This is a genomic window from Pseudorhodoferax sp. LjRoot39, assembly GCF_964253035.1.
Classification (GTDB): domain Bacteria; phylum Pseudomonadota; class Gammaproteobacteria; order Burkholderiales; family Burkholderiaceae_C; genus Pseudorhodoferax.
Genome location: NZ_CAXUQL020000001.1, coordinates 5,502,422 through 5,517,097, shown reverse-complemented (window position 1 = coordinate 5,517,097; position 14,676 = coordinate 5,502,422). Strand labels below are relative to the sequence as shown.

The following is a 14,676-nucleotide window of genomic DNA, read 5'->3' as shown; positions in this document are numbered from 1 at the left end:
GCCGCGGGCCGGCCCGGTTGCCGGCCTGCGCGCAGGTCAGCGTGCCGCGGTGGGCAGCTTGCGGCGGCGCGCGGCGGCAACCAACCCGACGCCCAATGCGCACAGTGCCACGGACGAGGGTTCCGGCACGTCGTTGATCTCGAGGATCAGTTGTCTGCGCTCGTCCGTGTTGGTGCCGCCGAACGCGAACATCGTGGAGTCAAAGTTGCCGCCCAGCGCGAACAGGCCGTTGCTGGCGTTGATGGCGGCGATGGCCGCCGCGTTGAGGACCACGTCGACGAAGGCGCGGCCGGTCACATCGCTGCTCTCCACGGGGGTGCTGCCGTACAGGACACCTGAACCCAGGTCGTCGTAGACGCCAGTCAGGCCGGTGCCGCCTTCGCGCAGTGCCGTGATCGGGGTGGTGACATCGAAGATCGAATAGACACCGCCAACGGGTACGAAGCCGTTGCGCAGCCGCAGGATCCCGGAGGTCACCGTGCCGACCAGCGGCGCGGTGTCGAAAACGAAGAAGTTCCGAAAATCACCCTGGATCGTCTGGCACCACGGGTCGACGCAGTTTCCGGCCAGGTAGTTGGTGCTGGCCGGATTGGCGAAGCCTGCAGCCGTGTAGGCACCGGAATCGACCCACGTGAGGGTCGTGGGAGCAGCCTGGGCAGGGGACCAAAGTACTGATGCCATCACGCTGGCTGCCGCGATCAACTTCTTCATGTCAAACCAATCGAACGTAGAAAAAAGGAAAGAAGTGTATTCAAATATACAAAGCAACCATGCGTGAGATCCCTGAGAAAGGATTCCGCCGCCGCACCGTATGCGCCTGCCGAATCCGGCAACCGTGCGGCTGGCCATAATTCGCAGCTTTGCCCCTTGAAGGAACCCTCGATGCATCTCGGACCGTCCGCCGTCCTGTTGGCCGCACTCCTCACCGGCGCCGCCTTTGCGCAGACCGCCACCACGCTCGACGCTGCCGCCAAGGAGCCCGGTGCCCAGACCACGACGTCCGGCCTGGTCTACCGCTCGCTGCAGGACGGCAAGGGCGCCAGCCCCGGCGCGAGCGACAAGGTCAAGGTGCACTACCGCGGCACCTTCCTGGACGGCAAGGAGTTCGACAGCTCCTACAAGCGCAACGCCCCCATCGAGTTCCCGCTCAGCGGCGTGATCCCCTGCTGGACCGAGGGCGTGCAGAAGATGAAGGTCGGCGGCAAGGCCAGGCTGACCTGCCCGGCCGCCATCGCCTACGGCAGCCGTGGCGCGGGCGGCGTGATCCCGCCGAACGCCACGCTGCAGTTCGAGGTCGAGCTGCTTGGCATCAACGGCAAGTGATGCCTGCGGGGGCAGCATGCGCGGCCTGCACCTGACCGCCGACCTGCACGGCTGCCGCTGCGCGCCGCGTTGGCTCATCGACGCGCAGGCGCTGGGTGCCTGGTGCGTGCAGGCCGTGCGCGATGCCGGCCTGCAGCCCGTGGGGCAGCTGGTCCACCGCTTTCCCGACACGGACCAGGGCCCGGGCGGCGTGACCGCCACGGTGCTGCTGGCCGAATCGCATCTGTGCGTGCACACCTGGCCCGAGCAGGCGGCCGTGACGCTGGACGTCTACGTCTGCAACTTCGGCGCCGACCACCGCGGCCAGGCCCGGGCGCTGCTCGATGCGCTGGTGGCGCGCTTTGCGCCCGAACAGGTGCTGCGCCAGGCACTGGAGCGCGGCCTCAGCCCGCCGCCAGCCCTGCCAGGTGCCCGCGCGTGAAGGCTTCCTCGAACACCGAGTAACCCGACCAGTCCGCGTGCGCGAACAGCAGCGGGCCGGCCTGCGGCGTCGCCGGGTTGGCGCGCAGCCGCTGCACCAGCCCCGGCACCGGCGTGGCCATGGCGTGGCCGTAGCGCGCGACCGCGATGTGCGTGGCCTTGGCGCGCAGGTCCGGGTGGGCGGGGCCGAGTTCGTCGAACATCAGCCCAGCCCAGTGCTGCCAGGGCTGTTGCAGCAGCGCGCCGCGCGCCTCGGGTGCCAGCCCCAGCGCGTGGTACCAGCTCAGCACGCGCGGGCTGTCCGGGCGGCGCTGCGCCAGGCCCTGGTGGCCGGCGTCGACATAGCCCAGCGCGTGGCTGCCGTAGACCACGTTGTCCCAGCTCGGCGCCGCGCCGCCGTGGTCGTCCAGTGCGGCGCGCAGGTGCACGTTGGCCACCAGCCAGGGCGCGTAGCGCAGCGTGGTGGCAGCCTCGCGCACGAAGGCCGGCGGCTCGGCCAGCACGCGCGCGGCCACGAACACCGGCAGCGCGACGATGCAGTGCGTGGCTTCCCACTGTTCCAGCTGGCCGCTGGCCAGGTCCAACGCCTGTACGGTCACCCCCTGCCGCTGGGGGGCGATGCGGCTCACCACGCGTGCGCAGCGCAGCCGATCGCCCAGCGGCTGCGCGAGCCGCTGTGTGAGCCAGGCATTGCCCTCGGGCCAGGTCAGCACCGCCTCGCGTTCGGCATCGGCATCACCGGGCGCATGGAAGCCATGCCGGCTGGCGAAGTAGTGGATGCCGGCCCAGGCCGACACGCTCTCCAGCCCCGCGCCGAAGTCGTCGCGGCAGCAGTAGTCCAGATACCAGTGCAACTGCGCGTCGTCCAGGCCCTCGCGGCCCAGCCACTGCGCCATGGTCTGGGCGTCCAGCGCCGCGTGTTCGGTCGCGAAGGGCACGCGCTGCGCGGGCAGGGCGAACGGGGCGCTGCGCATCAGCGCCGCCACGCGCGCGGCGAAGCGCCGGTACTGCGCCAGCGTGCCGGCGCCGATGTCCTGCAGGGGGAGCAGGCCGTCCTGCCAGTGGCCGTTGCGGTAGAGCCGCTCCTGCGGGCTGTGGCACAGGTGGCGCTCTTCATACTCCCAACGGCCCGCCACGCGCTGGCGCAGGCCGAGTTCCTCAAGCAGGTCCTGCACCTCGTGCGCAGCGTCCGTGGGCAGCGGCAGGTAGTGCGCGGCCAGCGGGCAGGGCAGGCCCTGGAGCTGCGTGGCGCGGCTGTTGCCGCCGGCCTGGTCTTCCAGTTCCAGCAGCACGAAGTCCTCGATGCCGCGCTGGCGCAGCGCACGCGCCGCGGCCAGCCCGGCCACGCCGCCGCCAGCGATCAGCACGCGCGTGCGCTGCGTGCGGGCCGGCGCCTGCGCCATGGCCGAGCGCAGCAGGTGGCCGCGCTCGGGGCTGGCGCCCACGAAGGCGCCGGCCAGCGGCGATGCCGGCGTATCGCAGCCCTGCAGCAGCGGCAGGGCTGCGCCGGCCAGCCAGGCGCGCCGCGAGATCATGGCTTGGCCTTGCCCCATTCGTCCTCGTAGAGGTTCACGAGCACCTGGTTGGACAGCCGGTTCACCTCGGCCGGCACGCGTGCCATGTCGCGCGGAAAGTCGAACAGCGCCGCCACGCCGTCCAGGTCGAGGAAGCGCAGGCCCTCGGGCAGCTGCTTTGGTGCGCGCCAGGGCCGGCGCCCGGCCAGCACGAAGCCCCATTCGCCGAAGCTCGGCACATGGGCGTGGTAGGGCGCGGTCTGCAGGCCCACCGACTCGATGGTGGCGACCACGGTCCAGAAGCTCTGGCGCGCCAGCAGCGGCGAGGTCGACTGCACCACCGCGTAGCCGCTGGCCGCGAGGTGCCGGTCCAGCAGCGCATAGAACGAGTTGGTGTAGAGCTTGCCGATGGAGAAGTTGGTCGGATCGGGGAAGTCCACCACGACCACGTCGAAGATGTCCTGCGTCTCCTCCAGCCAGCGGAAGGCGTCGGTGTTGACCACCCGCACCTTGGGCGAGCGCAGCGCCTCGCCGTTCAGCGCGGCCAGCGGTGCGTGGTCGCGGAACAGCCGCGTCATGGCCGGGTCCAGCTCGACCAGCGTGACCTGCTCGACGGTCGGGTACTTCAGGATCTCGCGCACGGCCATGCCGTCGCCACCGCCCAGCACCGCCACCTTGCGCGGTGCGCCATGGGCGGCCATGGCCGGGTGCACCAGGGCCTCGTGGTAGCGGTACTCGTCGTGCTCGGCGAACTGCAGGTTGCCGTTCAGGTACAGCCGGTGGCCGTGACGGCCGTGCGTGACGACGATGCGCTGGTAGGGCGTCTGTTCGCTGAACACGGCACGGTCCTGGTAGAAGCGGTCCTCGGCCAGCGTGGTGATGCGGTCGGCGCCGACGAAGCCCGTGGCCAGCACGGCCAGCGTCAGCACGCAGGCCAGCGCGTGGGCGCCAAACTGGCGCAGCTCATGGCGGAACAGCCACAGCGCCCACAGCGCCACGGCCGCATTCATGAAGCCGAACAGCAGTCCCGTGCGCACCAGTCCCAGGTGCGGCACCAGCAGCAGCGGGAACGCCACGGACACGGCCAGCGCGCCCAGGTAGTCGAAGGTCAGCACCTGCGAGACCAGGTCCTTGAGCGCCACGTCGCGCTTGAGGATGCGCATCACCAGCGGGATCTCCAGTCCCACCAGCGTGCCGACCAGGAACACCAGCCCGTACAGCAGCAGCCGGAAGGCGTCCGGCGTCCAGGCGTTGGCGATGAACAGGATGGCCGGCAGCGCACCGCCCACCAGCGCCACCAGCAGCTCGATGCGCAGGAAATGCGCCGGCAGCTGGCGCTCGAAGTAGCGCGACAGCCACGAGCCCACACCCATCGCGAACAGGTAGCTGCCGATGATGGTGGAGAACTGCAGGATGGAGTCGCCCAGCACATAGGAGGCCAGGGCGCCCGCGGCCAGTTCGTAGACCAGCCCGCAGGCGGCCACGACGAAGACGCTGGCCAGCAGCGCGACCGCCACCGGCCGCGAAGCGGCGGTCGTCACGCGCTCAACCGTGCACCGCTGCGGCCACGATGATGGAGATGCCCAGGCACATCGCGCCGACCACGATGCCCAGCGCCACGTTCTGCTTCTCGACCAGCTCCTGCCACAGGTCGTAGGGCGTGATCTTGTCGATCACGACGAACGCCAGCCAGAACACCACCACGCCGATCAGCGCGTACAGGATGGAGCCAAAGAAGGCGCCGGGTCTCAACCATTCCAGTCCCATGGGGAACCTCCGTCAGAAAGAGTCTTCATTTGTGGCCGCCGCCGGTGCTGTAGCCGCCGTACGAAGCGCCGCTGGAACGGCTGCTGCCATGGCTGCAGTTCTCGCGCTGCGGGTCGCAGTCGTCGCAGCGCGCGACCAACAGGATCACCAGCACCAGCAGCACGACCAGCACGATGGTGGTGCGGCTCAGGCCGGAGGCCGCGCTGAGCGGCGCCGCGTCGCTGCGCTTGAACAGGTCCTTGCGGCCCTCCAGCTTGAAGGCCTGGGCCACCGTGGCGCTGTCCAGCTGCCCGCCGGTGGACCAGGTGATCTCGTTGGCCGTCCGCTCCATCGACAGCAGCGTGCGCCCTTTGGCGAAGTCGCTGTTGCTGGTCTTCTGGCCGCGCTGCACGGGCCAGTAGAACTCGCCGGCCACGTAGTCGGTCTCGGCCTGGTAGCGCTCGCGCAGATCGTAGCGGCTGCCCAGGTAGCTCGCGCTGCGGCCGTCGCCCGAGAGCTGGGGCGCGCCCGTGGTCGGCGCGACCATGCTCCAGCCGTCCTGCGAATCGACGAGGAAGGAGAAGCCGCGCTTGGCGTGGTAGAGCAGGTATTCGCTCCAGCCGAAGGTCTCGTCGGGGTCTTCGGGGTCGCGGCCGAGCCGGTGCTGGAAGCCCACCACCTGCCAGTCCACGCCCTGCAGCCGGCCGATGCTGCCCAGCGCGATGAGCGGACGATGCGGCTCGTCCTGCAGCGCGTGGCGCAGCTCGCCACCGATACCGCCGGACAGGTCGATCACGGCGTGGCACTGCGTGCAGGTGATGGTCTTGCTGCTGGCCAAGGTCACCTGCACGGGCGCGCCGCACTGCGGACAGGCGAACTGGCGCGCGCGCTCCTCCTTCGCGATGCCATCGCGCAGGCCACGGAGCTGCAGATCCTCGAGCAGCACCGCGCGGCCACGCGCGACCAGCGGCGGCTGGCGGCCGTAGTCGATGCTGAGCACCTCGCCGTCGGCGCTGCGCAGCTCCACCATCTCGAATGCCTGGCCCAGGGGCGGCAGGTGCGGCAGCTCGCCCGCGGCGGCGATCAGCGTGGTCTGGTCACGGCTGGCGACGCTGTAGGCAGTGCCCGAGAGCGCGACCCGCTGACCCACGCGCAACGTTCCGGCCGCGGGCAGGGCCTGCTGCGGCGCACCGGGCCGGCTGAACACATAGCTGCCGTTGTCCTCGCCCAGGGTGGCCAGGCTGCCGTCGGCGAGCAGGGCCTCCCATTCGGTCCAGGTGCCGTTGCTACCGCGGTACTGCAGCCGGCCGACCAGCGTGAACGCCTGGCCTTGCCAGGTGCCGCTCGCCTGCAATTGCAGCGGGCTGTGGTCGTCGAACAGCTCGGCCATCTTGCCCAGGCGGCGCAGCACCTCGCCTTCGCGCACCACCGTGCTCTGGCAGTAGGCGCAAATGGCGTGGGTGGATTGCGCGTGCAGGAAGGTGACCGGCGCGCCGCAGCCGGGGCAGGGCGCGCTGTAGCTGCGCTGTGGGGTGTCGTTGGCCATGCGAGGCGTGCGGCAGGCGCACGGCGGGCCCGGCCGGTCAGGCCGAGACCACCGCGCAGTCCAGGGTCAGACCAGCTTCTTGAGCAGCTCGGCCTTTTTGCTGGCGAACTCTTCGTCCGTCAGGATGCCCTTGGTCTTGAGTTCGCCCAGGCGCTCCAGCGTGGCCAGCACGTCCTCGGGCTTGAGCACCGCGGCGGCCGCCGCAGGCGCGGCCGGGGCCGGGGCCGGCCGCTGCAGGCCTTGCTGCAGGTTCTGCGCCAGCACCTGGCCCAGCGCCACGCCGGCGCCCAGGCCCATGGCATCGCCGGCCACGCCGCTGCCGCCACCCGCACCCTCGGCGAACTTCGGGATGGCCTGGGCGGTCTGGTACTGCATGAACTTGCCCATGTCGTTGCCGACCATGCCCATGCCGATCTTCTGGTCCAGGATCTTTTGCAGCTCCTCGGGCAGCGAGACGTTCTGCACCGTCATGCCCTCGAGCTTCAAGCCGATGGCCGCGAAGGCCGGCCCCAGCTCGGCCGCCAGGGCCTTGGCGAACTCGATCTGGTTGGCCGCCAGGTCCAGGAACGGGATGCCGCTCTGCGCGATGCCGTCCGACAGGTGCTGCAGCACCATCCCGCGCAGCTGGCCCTCGAGGTCGGCCGTGCCGTAGGCCGGGCGCGTGCCCGAGATCTCGGTGTGGAACACCCTGGGGTCGGCGATGCGGAAGCTGTAGTTGCCGAAGGCGCGCAGCCGCACGGCGCCGAAGTCCTTGTCGCGGATCGTCACCGGCTGGGGCGTGCCCCATTTCTGGTCGACCTGCTGGCGCGTGCTGAAGAAGTAGACATCGCTCTTGAACGGCGACTCGAACAGCTTGTCCCAGTTCTTGAGGTTGGTCAGCAGCGGGATGTTCTGCGTGGTGAGCTTGTACAGGCCCGGGCCGAACACGTCGGCCACCTTGCCCTCGTTGACGAAGACCGCCATCTGCGACTCGCGCACGGTCAGCGAGGCGCCGTACTGGATCTCCATGTCCTGCATGGGAAAGCGCCATGCCAGCGTGCCGTCGCCGTCCTCCGTCCACTGGATGACGTCGATGAATTGCTTGCGGATGAAGTCCATCAAGGCCATGGTGCCCCTCCTCGTGTTCTGGGTCGCGGGATGATAGCCCCGCGCGGTGGCGCTATTGCAAGGCGTTACTGCGCGTCGTACACCGACGCGAGCGAGCGGAAGCCCTTGACCTCGATCGGGTTGCCGAAGGGGTCGAGGAAGAACATGGTCCATTGCTCGCCGGGCTGCCCTTCGAAGCGGCCCTGCGGCTCCAGCACGAAGTCGGTGCCCGCGTCCGTGAGCCGCCTGGCCATGGCCTGCCAGTCGTCCAGCTGCAGGATCAGGCCGAAGTGCGGCATGGGCACCAGCTTGTCGCCCACATGGCCGGTGCGCGCGGTGGCGAAGGGCTCGCCCAGGTGCAGCGAGATCTGGTGGCCGAAGAAGTCGAAATCGACCCAGGTTTCGGTGCTGCGGCCTTCGCGGCAGCCGAGCACGCCGCCGTAGAAGCGGCGCGCGGTGTCCAGGTCACGGACGTTGAAGGCGAGGTGGAAGATGCTTTGCATGGGGCGCGATTGTGCGCCGCGCGCGACAGTGCACCGGTGCCGCTCTGGTATGGTGCCGAGCCCATGAGCGCCTCCCAGACCGCTGCGCACCATCCTGCGCCACGTGCCGGCGTGCAGCATGTCGAGTTCGGCCGGGTCTCGGTCTTCTTCGGTCAGCGCAGCGGCAAGTACCCCGACGGCAACCAGGTGCTGGTGCGCGGCACCGACACGCGTGCGGCCATGGACACGCCCATCGTCTCCAACTTCATCGGCGAGGCCTTCGACGCGAGCGAACTCGTGGTCATGGGCCATGTGCACGAGGACCACATGGCCGGGCTGCACCGCCTGCCCCATGCTCCCGTGCACGTGCACCATGCCGACCTGCCGGCCGCGCAGAGCTGGCCCGGCCTGCTCGCGGCCATGGGCGTGGCCAGTGCTGCGCTCGGCGAGGAAGTGCTGGCCCGCTACCAGCGCGACTTCTACTACGCGCCGCGCCCGGACGCCCAGGCCTATGCCGACGGCGCCTGCTGGGAACTGGGCGGCTCGCGCATCCGCGCCTTCCACATGCCGGGCCACACGGCCGGCCACACCGTGCTGCTGGTCGAGCCCGAGGGCGTGGCCTTCATCGGCGACATCGACCTGAGCAGCTTCGGTCCGTACTACGCCGATGCGGGCTCCAGCCTGCGCGACTTCCGCGCCACCCTGCAACGGCTGCCACAGGTGCCGGCCAAGGTCTGGGTAACCTCGCACCACCGCGGCGTCTACACCGAGCGCGAACGCTTCCTGCGCGACCTGGCCGCCTTCGCGGCCAAGATCGACGAACGCAGCGCGCGCCTGCGTGCGCTGCTGGCCGAGTCGCCGAAGACGCTGGCCCAGCTCGTCGCCTGCCGGTTGCTGTACCCGCCGGACCACCAGAGCTGGTGGGTCGATTCCGCCGAGGCCCGCACCATCGCGCAGCACCTGGAAGAACTGCTGGCCGATGGCCAGGTGCAGGTGGACGCCGAAGGCGTCTACCGTCTCAGTACTTCTTGAAGTTCGCCGCGATGCGTTGCTGCAGGAAGTCGCCGGCCGTGATGCTCGGGTACTTGCCCGAGGGGCTGTCGATCATGACGCTGCGGTTGGCCTGGGCGAAGAAGGCCAGGCTGTAGCGCGCGCCCTGGTACTCGTGGGCCGCGGGGTTCTTCACGCGGTGGAAGTTGCTGGGCAGCTGGTCGTCGCTCCAGCGCATCAGCATGTCGCCGATGTTGCAGGTGATCAGCTCGTCGGACGGCGTGATCGAGGTCCAGGCCTGCGTGTCCATGTCCTTGCCCGGCAGCAGCTGCAGGCCGCCCTGGCCGCTGCGCTGGAACAGCAGCGTGAGGCAGTCGAAGTCGGTGTGGGCGCCGGCACGCCACAGGCCCATCTGCTCGCGCAGCGCCGGGTCCACCGCGAAGTAGTGCAGCATGCGCAGCGTGCTCTGGTAGTCCGGCTGGCTGGGGTCGTGCGCGGCCGTGAAGAATTCGCGTGCGAAGCCCAGCTTCACGGCGAAGCACGACAGCACGCGCATGGCCACATTCCAGGCCTGGGCCTCGAAGGCCAGCATGGTGTCCTGGAAGCCGGGCAGGGCGTCCTCGCCGGGCCACAGGCCCTCCATGTGCGGGCGCGTGATCTGGTAGCTCTCCTTCTGGTCCGGCGTGCCCGTGGAGGGGCGCACCTGGGCGCGGCTTTCCCAGCCCGCGTTGAGGCCCTTCTTGAGCGGGTGGCGCGCCTTGACGGCGTCGGGCAGCGCGAAGAAGCGCTCGGTCATCGCAAAGGCTTCGCGCACCTTGGCCAGCGCGATGCCGTGGTTGGACAGCTGGAAGAAGCCCACGTCGACCGCGGCGTCCCACAGCTGGTCGGCGATCTCGGCGTGGCGGCGTTCGAAGTCCGACAGGTCGATCACGCGCACCTCGCGCGCGGCCTCGGTGCCGACCGCGCCCATGCGCGATTCCTTGGCCAGTTCATGCAGTTCGTAGCTCATTTGATTCCCCAGAAAGCTTGGTGCGGCGCCGCCGCTTCGTCGAGAAGCGCGGGGCCGATCACGGTGAACGGCTCCGCGCTGTGGGCAAACACCTCGCGGCACGACATCTGCAGGTCTGCGGCCGCGGCGTCCGTGGCGCGAAAGCGCCGCAGGCTGACCGCGTCGATGCCGAACACCACGCGGCGGATGCCGCTCCAGAAGATCGCGCCCGCGCACATCACACAGGGCTCGCCCGACGCGTACATGGTCGCGCCGGCCATGGCCTCGCGTTGGAGTTGGCGCAGCGCGTTGACCTCGGCATGGGCCGTGCAGTCGCCGGTGGCGGCGTTGTCGTTGTGGGCCTCGGCCAGCAGCCGGCCATCGGCGCCCACGACCACCGCGCCGAACGGGCGGTTGCCGCGCGCGCTGCCGATGGCCGACAGGGCGATGGCCTGGCGCAGGTAGCGGCCATCGGCCTCGTTGAGGTCGTCCATGCTCAGACCTTGACAGCCCGCTCGGCTGCCGACGGCAGGAAGCCCGCGTTGAACACCTGGGCCGCCACCGGCGCCGTCTTGAGCCCGAAGGTCTGCGTGATCTCCTCGGTCTGGCGCGCCAGCAGCTCGGGCCGCACCGCGCCCAGGCCATGGGCGCGCGTGTCGGCCGTGACCATGTACTGGGCCGTCAGCGCAAAGCGCTGGGCCTCCAGCTTCTCGTCGACCATGGGTTCGCGCTGCTTGACGAAGGCCATGGCGGCCAGCGGATCGGCCAGCGCATCCTGCACGCCGCGGTTGGTGGCGCGCAGGAAGGCGCGCACCACCTCGGGCTTCTCGCTGGCAAGCTTGTTCGAACTCAGGATGGCGTTGCCGTAGAGGCTGGCGCCGATGTCGGCGTAGGAGAGCACGGCCAGCTGCGCCGGGTCCACGCGCTGGAACAGCGACAGCGCCGAATCGTGGAAGTAGGTCGCGCCGTCCACGTCGCCACGCACGATCACGTTGTCGCGCTGCGAGAAGTCGGTCGTGACCCACTCGAAGGCGTCGGCCTTCATGCCGGCATGCCGGGCCGCGATCGGCCAGGCGCGCCGCGTGGACTCCACGGCTGCCGCCGCGATGCGCTTGCCGGCCAGGCTTTTGAAGTCGCTCACGCCGCGGTCCTTGCGCGCGATGATCACGAAGGGCGCGCGGTTGTAGTACTGGTAGACGGCCTGCACCAGCGGCCCCTGCGCGGCCTGGAACTCCATCAGCGCGGAGATGTCGCCGAAGCCCATGTCGTAGGCGCCGCTGGCCACGCGCGTGATCGCGGCGACCGAGCCGCTGCCCACGTCGAAGCTGGGCGCCAGGCCCTCCTGCGCGTAATAGCCCTTGGCCAGCGCGACGAAGAAGGGCGCCACCTGGCCCGAGATGCGGAAGTCCAGCGTGAACTTGAGCGGCTGCGGCTTGCCGCCCTGCGCGAAGCTGAACGCGGGCAGGGCGGCGGCGGTGGCCAGGGTGAGCAGTTGGCGGCGTTGCATCGTGGGGGCTCCTAGGGATGGCTGTTGCAGGCAGTCTAGGAAGCGGTGCGCCATGGCAACAGCCACGCCCAGGCCATGTCGGGCATAACAAGGCTGTTATGGCGACAGGGCTGCGCGCGCCGCTGGACGATAATCCGCGCGGGCCGCGGCGCCCCTCCGCACAGGAGGGCGCCGCGCCCCGGTTGCAAGGTGCCGCCGGCCGCAGGGCCGGTGGTCAAACGGGAAGCAGGTGAAAAGCCTGCGCTGCCCCCGCAACGGTCAGCGGATCGAAGCCCCCCATGCCGGCATGTGCCGGCAGCCACTGCGCCCTCGGGCGTGGGAAGGCGGGAGGCCTGGCGCCATGCGCCGCTCCGCGAGCCCGGATACCGGCCTTGGCAATCGACTCGGACACCGCGGGCGTGCGTTGGTCCGACGCTGGCCTGCGCCCCGGTGGCGTGGCCCGGGTCGTGCTGGCTGCGTGCGCGGTGTGTTCATGGATCGGCCCTGCGGGAGAGCGGGGCCAGAACGTCACGACGCATGCGCCACCCCATCCCACGTCCGCGCACGGCTGCCCGCCGTGGATTCCTGTCTTCCTCCTCCTGGCTCGCCACCGCGCTGGCCCTGTGCGGCCCCGCCCAGGCCCAGACCGAGGCACCGGCATCCGGTGCCTTGAACGAGGTCTTCGTCACGGCCACGGCCCGGCCCGAGGACCGCAGCCGCATCGCAGCCACCACGCAGACCATTGACCAGGACACCATCGCGCGTTCCAGCGCGCGTTCGGTCACCGACCTGCTGGCCGAGAACGCCGTGGGCTTCCTGAGCGAATGGACCGCGGCCCAGACCTCGATGAACATCCGCGGCGCCGCCACCGACGGCCAGGGCCGCGACTTCCGCAGCCAGGTGCTGGTGCTCGTGAACGGCCGCCGCGCCGGCACGGCCAACCTGTCCAAGCTGAGCCCGTCCGACGTGGAGCGCATCGAGATCGTGCGCGGCCCGGGCTCCGTGGTCTACGGCAGCCAGAACATGGGCGGCGTGGTCAACATCATCATGAAGACCGGCGCGACCCAGCCGGGCTCCAGCGTAGACCTCACGGCCGGCTCCTGGGGCTTGTGGCGCGCCCACGCGCAGACGGCAGGCGCCAGCAACAAGTTCGACTGGTACATCGGCTTCAGTGGCGGCGCGCGCGACGACTACGACTCCGGCAAGGGCGGCACCACCATGGCCAACACCGGCTGGGAGCGCCGCGGCGCCAGCGGCGCGCTGGGCTGGCAACTGGCCGACCACCACCGCGTGCAGCTGCAGCTGCGCACCGACGGCATCTACAACGCGGGCTTCCGCGGATCGGGTGCCAACGTCCACAGCCGCGACAACCGCGACAACCGCTCGCTGGACCTCACCTACGAAGGCGCCACGGCCGACCAGCGCGTGCGCTGGATGGCCCAGGCCTACGACCTCAGCGACGTGGACGAATTCAACTGGGCCTCGCCCGTGGTCCGCTCGGGCACGGCCGCCGTGCCCGGCACCTCGCGCGACTACAACAAGCGCACGCTGGATGTGAGCGGCCTGCGCCTGCAGCCGCGCTTCAAGCTCGGCCAGGGCAACGACCTGCTGCTGGGCCTGGACTGGGAGAAGAGCCGGCTGCGCTCCAACCGCGAGCGCGTGGCCCTGCCCGGCGGCCCCAGCGGCCAGGTCGCGCCCTACGACAACAACCAGACCGAAGAGGTGCACGCGCTGTACTTCGAGGACGCGCAAACCCTGCTGGACGACCGGCTCACCCTGCGCGCCGGGCTGCGCAAGACCTGGGGCCAGACGCGTTTCGACGCCACGCCCAACCTGCCGCTGGCCGTGAGCACCACGCGCAAGTACGACACCCACACCTGGTCCATGGGTGCGACCTGGAAGGCCTCCGAGTTGCTGAACCTGCGTGCTGGCGCCTCCACGGGCTTCCGTGCGCCCACGGCCACGGAGCTGGCGTCGGACTTCACGGCCGTGGGCGGCGGCCGCATCTTCGGCAACGCCAACCTCAAGCCCGAGACCAGCCGGCAGATCGAGGTTGGCGCGACGCTGCAGGCGGCCGGCTGGCGGCTGGACACGGCGCTGTTCCAGAACACCATCTCCGACCGCATCACCACGGTCTCGCGCGGGCCCACGACCAACACCTCGGACTACGCCAATAACGCCGCCGACATCGTGGCGCGCGGTATCGAGTTCAACGGCAACCTGGACCTGGCGCGCGCGCTGCAGCTGCGCGGCCGGGTGCTCGACGCCTTCGCCAGCGGCTACTACCACTTCGACATGCGCGACAAGGGCGCGGCCGCCACGCTCAACACCGACAAGGTACAGCGCATGTACCGCTACGAGGGCTCGGCCGGCGTGCGCTACGGGCAGGGGGGGGCACGCGACGCGGGCGCCTGGACCGTACAGATCGCGGCGTTGCTGCGCGGACCGATGTGGTACGACACCGAGGAGAACCTGCTGATCCCGCAAGGCGAGCCCAGCAGCACCTTCATCCACCGCAAGGGCGCGTTCACGGTCTGGAACCTGCGCGCGGACGTCCGCGTGTCGCCGGGCGTCAAGCTCTATGCGGGCGTGAACAACCTGTTCGACCTGAACCGGCACCCGATCTTCATCGCGCTGGACCGCTCGCCCTGCACGGCGAACGCGGCCTTCCAGAACGGCGGTTGCGGCACCTCCATGCCGGGGCGCGAGCTGCTGGTCGGCCTGCACGTCGACTTCTGACATGGAGCGATTCCGGATGCCCCACCGCGGCCGAGCACAGCGACGGCCCGAATCCCAGGCCGAGCGTAGCGATGGCCCGTGTGGGACTTCCCCCTGTGCCCCTGCCGAGGAGCGCAGTGCCATGGGCTGCGCGGGGAACCTCGCGCTTCGTGAACTGACTCATTGCGCTTGTTCGAGCGTAGTGAACGCAGTGAACGGTGCGAGTTGCGCAATGCAGCCCATGGCGCGAGCACCGCAGGTTGCCCGGAGCGCTAGCGGAGGGACAGGGGAACCGGGGTCGCCTTCTTTTGCTTACTTTTCTTGGCGAAGCAAGAAAAGTAAGTCCGGGTGTGGGGTGGATAGCCCCACCTCCTCAC

General features: G+C 70.0%; 14 protein-coding genes and 1 riboswitch. Of the genes, 4 read left to right on the top strand and 10 right to left on the bottom strand.

The window, feature by feature from the left end:
• Positions 1 to 36: 36 nt before the first annotated feature.
• Positions 37 to 711: a PEP-CTERM sorting domain-containing protein gene (locus ACSQ4M_RS25675; RefSeq protein ID WP_436192224.1), complete on the bottom strand. Its 675-nt coding sequence runs from the start codon at positions 709 to 711 to the stop codon at positions 37 to 39.
• A gap of 171 nt (positions 712 to 882) precedes the next feature.
• On the opposite strand from ACSQ4M_RS25675, the gene ACSQ4M_RS25670 reads away from it, so the two are divergent.
• The gene (locus tag ACSQ4M_RS25670; RefSeq protein WP_436192223.1) at positions 883 to 1,323 is read left to right on the top strand and encodes an FKBP-type peptidyl-prolyl cis-trans isomerase; all 441 of its coding nucleotides are present in this window, start codon (positions 883 to 885) and stop codon (positions 1,321 to 1,323) included.
• A gap of 16 nt (positions 1,324 to 1,339) precedes the next feature.
• A complete protein-coding gene (locus ACSQ4M_RS25665; RefSeq protein WP_436192222.1) occupies positions 1,340 to 1,744 on the top strand; it encodes an S-adenosylmethionine decarboxylase family protein in 405 nt (134 codons plus the stop codon).
• Here the strand turns inward: ACSQ4M_RS25665 and ACSQ4M_RS25660 are convergent.
• The 6 genes from ACSQ4M_RS25660 to ACSQ4M_RS25635 form a co-directional block, all read right to left on the bottom strand.
• Complete coding sequence (locus ACSQ4M_RS25660; RefSeq protein WP_436192221.1) at positions 1,707 to 3,278, bottom strand: FAD-dependent oxidoreductase; 1,572 nt, start codon at positions 3,276 to 3,278, stop codon at positions 1,707 to 1,709. The two genes, ACSQ4M_RS25665 and ACSQ4M_RS25660, sit on opposite strands and share 38 nt — an antisense overlap.
• Positions 3,275 to 4,798 (bottom strand): polyamine aminopropyltransferase, encoded by a 1,524-nt coding sequence (locus ACSQ4M_RS25655; RefSeq protein WP_436192220.1) that lies wholly within the window; start codon positions 4,796 to 4,798, stop codon positions 3,275 to 3,277. Before ACSQ4M_RS25655 ends, ACSQ4M_RS25660 begins: the two co-directional genes overlap by 4 nt.
• 4 nt (positions 4,799 to 4,802) lie before the next feature.
• Positions 4,803 to 5,024, bottom strand: a complete 222-nt coding sequence (locus ACSQ4M_RS25650; RefSeq protein ID WP_436192219.1) for a DUF350 domain-containing protein — start codon at positions 5,022 to 5,024, stop codon at positions 4,803 to 4,805.
• A gap of 25 nt (positions 5,025 to 5,049) precedes the next feature.
• The gene (locus ACSQ4M_RS25645) at positions 5,050 to 6,549 is read right to left on the bottom strand and encodes a DUF4178 domain-containing protein (protein ID WP_436192218.1); all 1,500 of its coding nucleotides are present in this window, start codon (positions 6,547 to 6,549) and stop codon (positions 5,050 to 5,052) included.
• A gap of 66 nt (positions 6,550 to 6,615) precedes the next feature.
• Positions 6,616 to 7,656 carry an SPFH domain-containing protein gene (locus ACSQ4M_RS25640; RefSeq protein WP_436192217.1) on the bottom strand — a complete coding sequence of 347 codons (1,041 nt, stop codon included), beginning with the start codon at positions 7,654 to 7,656 and terminating at the stop codon, positions 6,616 to 6,618.
• 65 nt (positions 7,657 to 7,721) lie between these two features.
• A complete protein-coding gene (locus ACSQ4M_RS25635; protein ID WP_436192216.1) occupies positions 7,722 to 8,138 on the bottom strand; it encodes a VOC family protein in 417 nt (138 codons plus the stop codon).
• Between the two features lie 63 nt (positions 8,139 to 8,201).
• Here ACSQ4M_RS25635 and ACSQ4M_RS25630 point away from each other — a divergent pair, with 63 nt between their 5' ends.
• Positions 8,202 to 9,149: an MBL fold metallo-hydrolase gene (locus ACSQ4M_RS25630; RefSeq protein ID WP_436192215.1), complete on the top strand. Its 948-nt coding sequence runs from the start codon at positions 8,202 to 8,204 to the stop codon at positions 9,147 to 9,149.
• Here ACSQ4M_RS25630 and ACSQ4M_RS25625 read toward each other — a convergent pair.
• From ACSQ4M_RS25625 to ACSQ4M_RS25615, 3 genes are read right to left on the bottom strand one after another with little or no spacing between them, the layout of a single operon-like run.
• Positions 9,136 to 10,116 carry an isopenicillin N synthase family dioxygenase gene (locus ACSQ4M_RS25625; RefSeq protein WP_436192214.1) on the bottom strand — a complete coding sequence of 327 codons (981 nt, stop codon included), beginning with the start codon at positions 10,114 to 10,116 and terminating at the stop codon, positions 9,136 to 9,138. The genes ACSQ4M_RS25630 and ACSQ4M_RS25625 overlap by 14 nt on opposite strands.
• Entirely contained in the window at positions 10,113 to 10,589 is a 477-nt protein-coding gene (locus ACSQ4M_RS25620; RefSeq protein ID WP_436192213.1) for a nucleoside deaminase, read from the bottom strand. The genes ACSQ4M_RS25625 and ACSQ4M_RS25620 overlap by 4 nt, the downstream gene beginning before the upstream one ends.
• Before the next feature lie 2 nt (positions 10,590 to 10,591).
• On the bottom strand, positions 10,592 to 11,602 hold the full coding sequence (locus ACSQ4M_RS25615) for an ABC transporter substrate-binding protein (protein ID WP_436192212.1): 1,011 nt from the start codon (positions 11,600 to 11,602) through the stop codon (positions 10,592 to 10,594).
• 171 nt (positions 11,603 to 11,773) lie between these two features.
• Positions 11,774 to 11,990: riboswitch (cobalamin riboswitch) on the top strand.
• A gap of 128 nt (positions 11,991 to 12,118) precedes the next feature.
• Here ACSQ4M_RS25615 and ACSQ4M_RS25610 point away from each other — a divergent pair.
• The gene (locus ACSQ4M_RS25610) at positions 12,119 to 14,320 is read left to right on the top strand and encodes a TonB-dependent receptor (protein ID WP_436192211.1); all 2,202 of its coding nucleotides are present in this window, start codon (positions 12,119 to 12,121) and stop codon (positions 14,318 to 14,320) included.
• Positions 14,321 to 14,676: the final 356 nt, after the last annotated feature.

Coding starts and splice junctions, on each gene's coding strand:
- ACSQ4M_RS25615 (WP_436192212.1), bottom strand. CDS start 11,602: ATGCAACGCCGCCAACTGCTCACCCTGGCCACCGCCGCCGCCCTGCCC.
- ACSQ4M_RS25640 (WP_436192217.1), bottom strand. CDS start 7,656: ATGGCCTTGATGGACTTCATCCGCAAGCAATTCATCGACGTCATCCAG.
- ACSQ4M_RS25650 (WP_436192219.1), bottom strand. CDS start 5,024: ATGGGACTGGAATGGTTGAGACCCGGCGCCTTCTTTGGCTCCATCCTG.
- ACSQ4M_RS25610 (WP_436192211.1), top strand. CDS start 12,119: ATGCGCCACCCCATCCCACGTCCGCGCACGGCTGCCCGCCGTGGATTC.
- ACSQ4M_RS25620 (WP_436192213.1), bottom strand. CDS start 10,589: ATGGACGACCTCAACGAGGCCGATGGCCGCTACCTGCGCCAGGCCATC.
- ACSQ4M_RS25665 (WP_436192222.1), top strand. CDS start 1,340: ATGCGCGGCCTGCACCTGACCGCCGACCTGCACGGCTGCCGCTGCGCG.
- ACSQ4M_RS25635 (WP_436192216.1), bottom strand. CDS start 8,138: ATGCAAAGCATCTTCCACCTCGCCTTCAACGTCCGTGACCTGGACACC.
- ACSQ4M_RS25625 (WP_436192214.1), bottom strand. CDS start 10,116: ATGAGCTACGAACTGCATGAACTGGCCAAGGAATCGCGCATGGGCGCG.
- ACSQ4M_RS25670 (WP_436192223.1), top strand. CDS start 883: ATGCATCTCGGACCGTCCGCCGTCCTGTTGGCCGCACTCCTCACCGGC.
- ACSQ4M_RS25630 (WP_436192215.1), top strand. CDS start 8,202: ATGAGCGCCTCCCAGACCGCTGCGCACCATCCTGCGCCACGTGCCGGC.
- ACSQ4M_RS25660 (WP_436192221.1), bottom strand. CDS start 3,278: ATGATCTCGCGGCGCGCCTGGCTGGCCGGCGCAGCCCTGCCGCTGCTG.
- ACSQ4M_RS25645 (WP_436192218.1), bottom strand. CDS start 6,549: ATGGCCAACGACACCCCACAGCGCAGCTACAGCGCGCCCTGCCCCGGC.
- ACSQ4M_RS25675 (WP_436192224.1), bottom strand. CDS start 711: ATGAAGAAGTTGATCGCGGCAGCCAGCGTGATGGCATCAGTACTTTGG.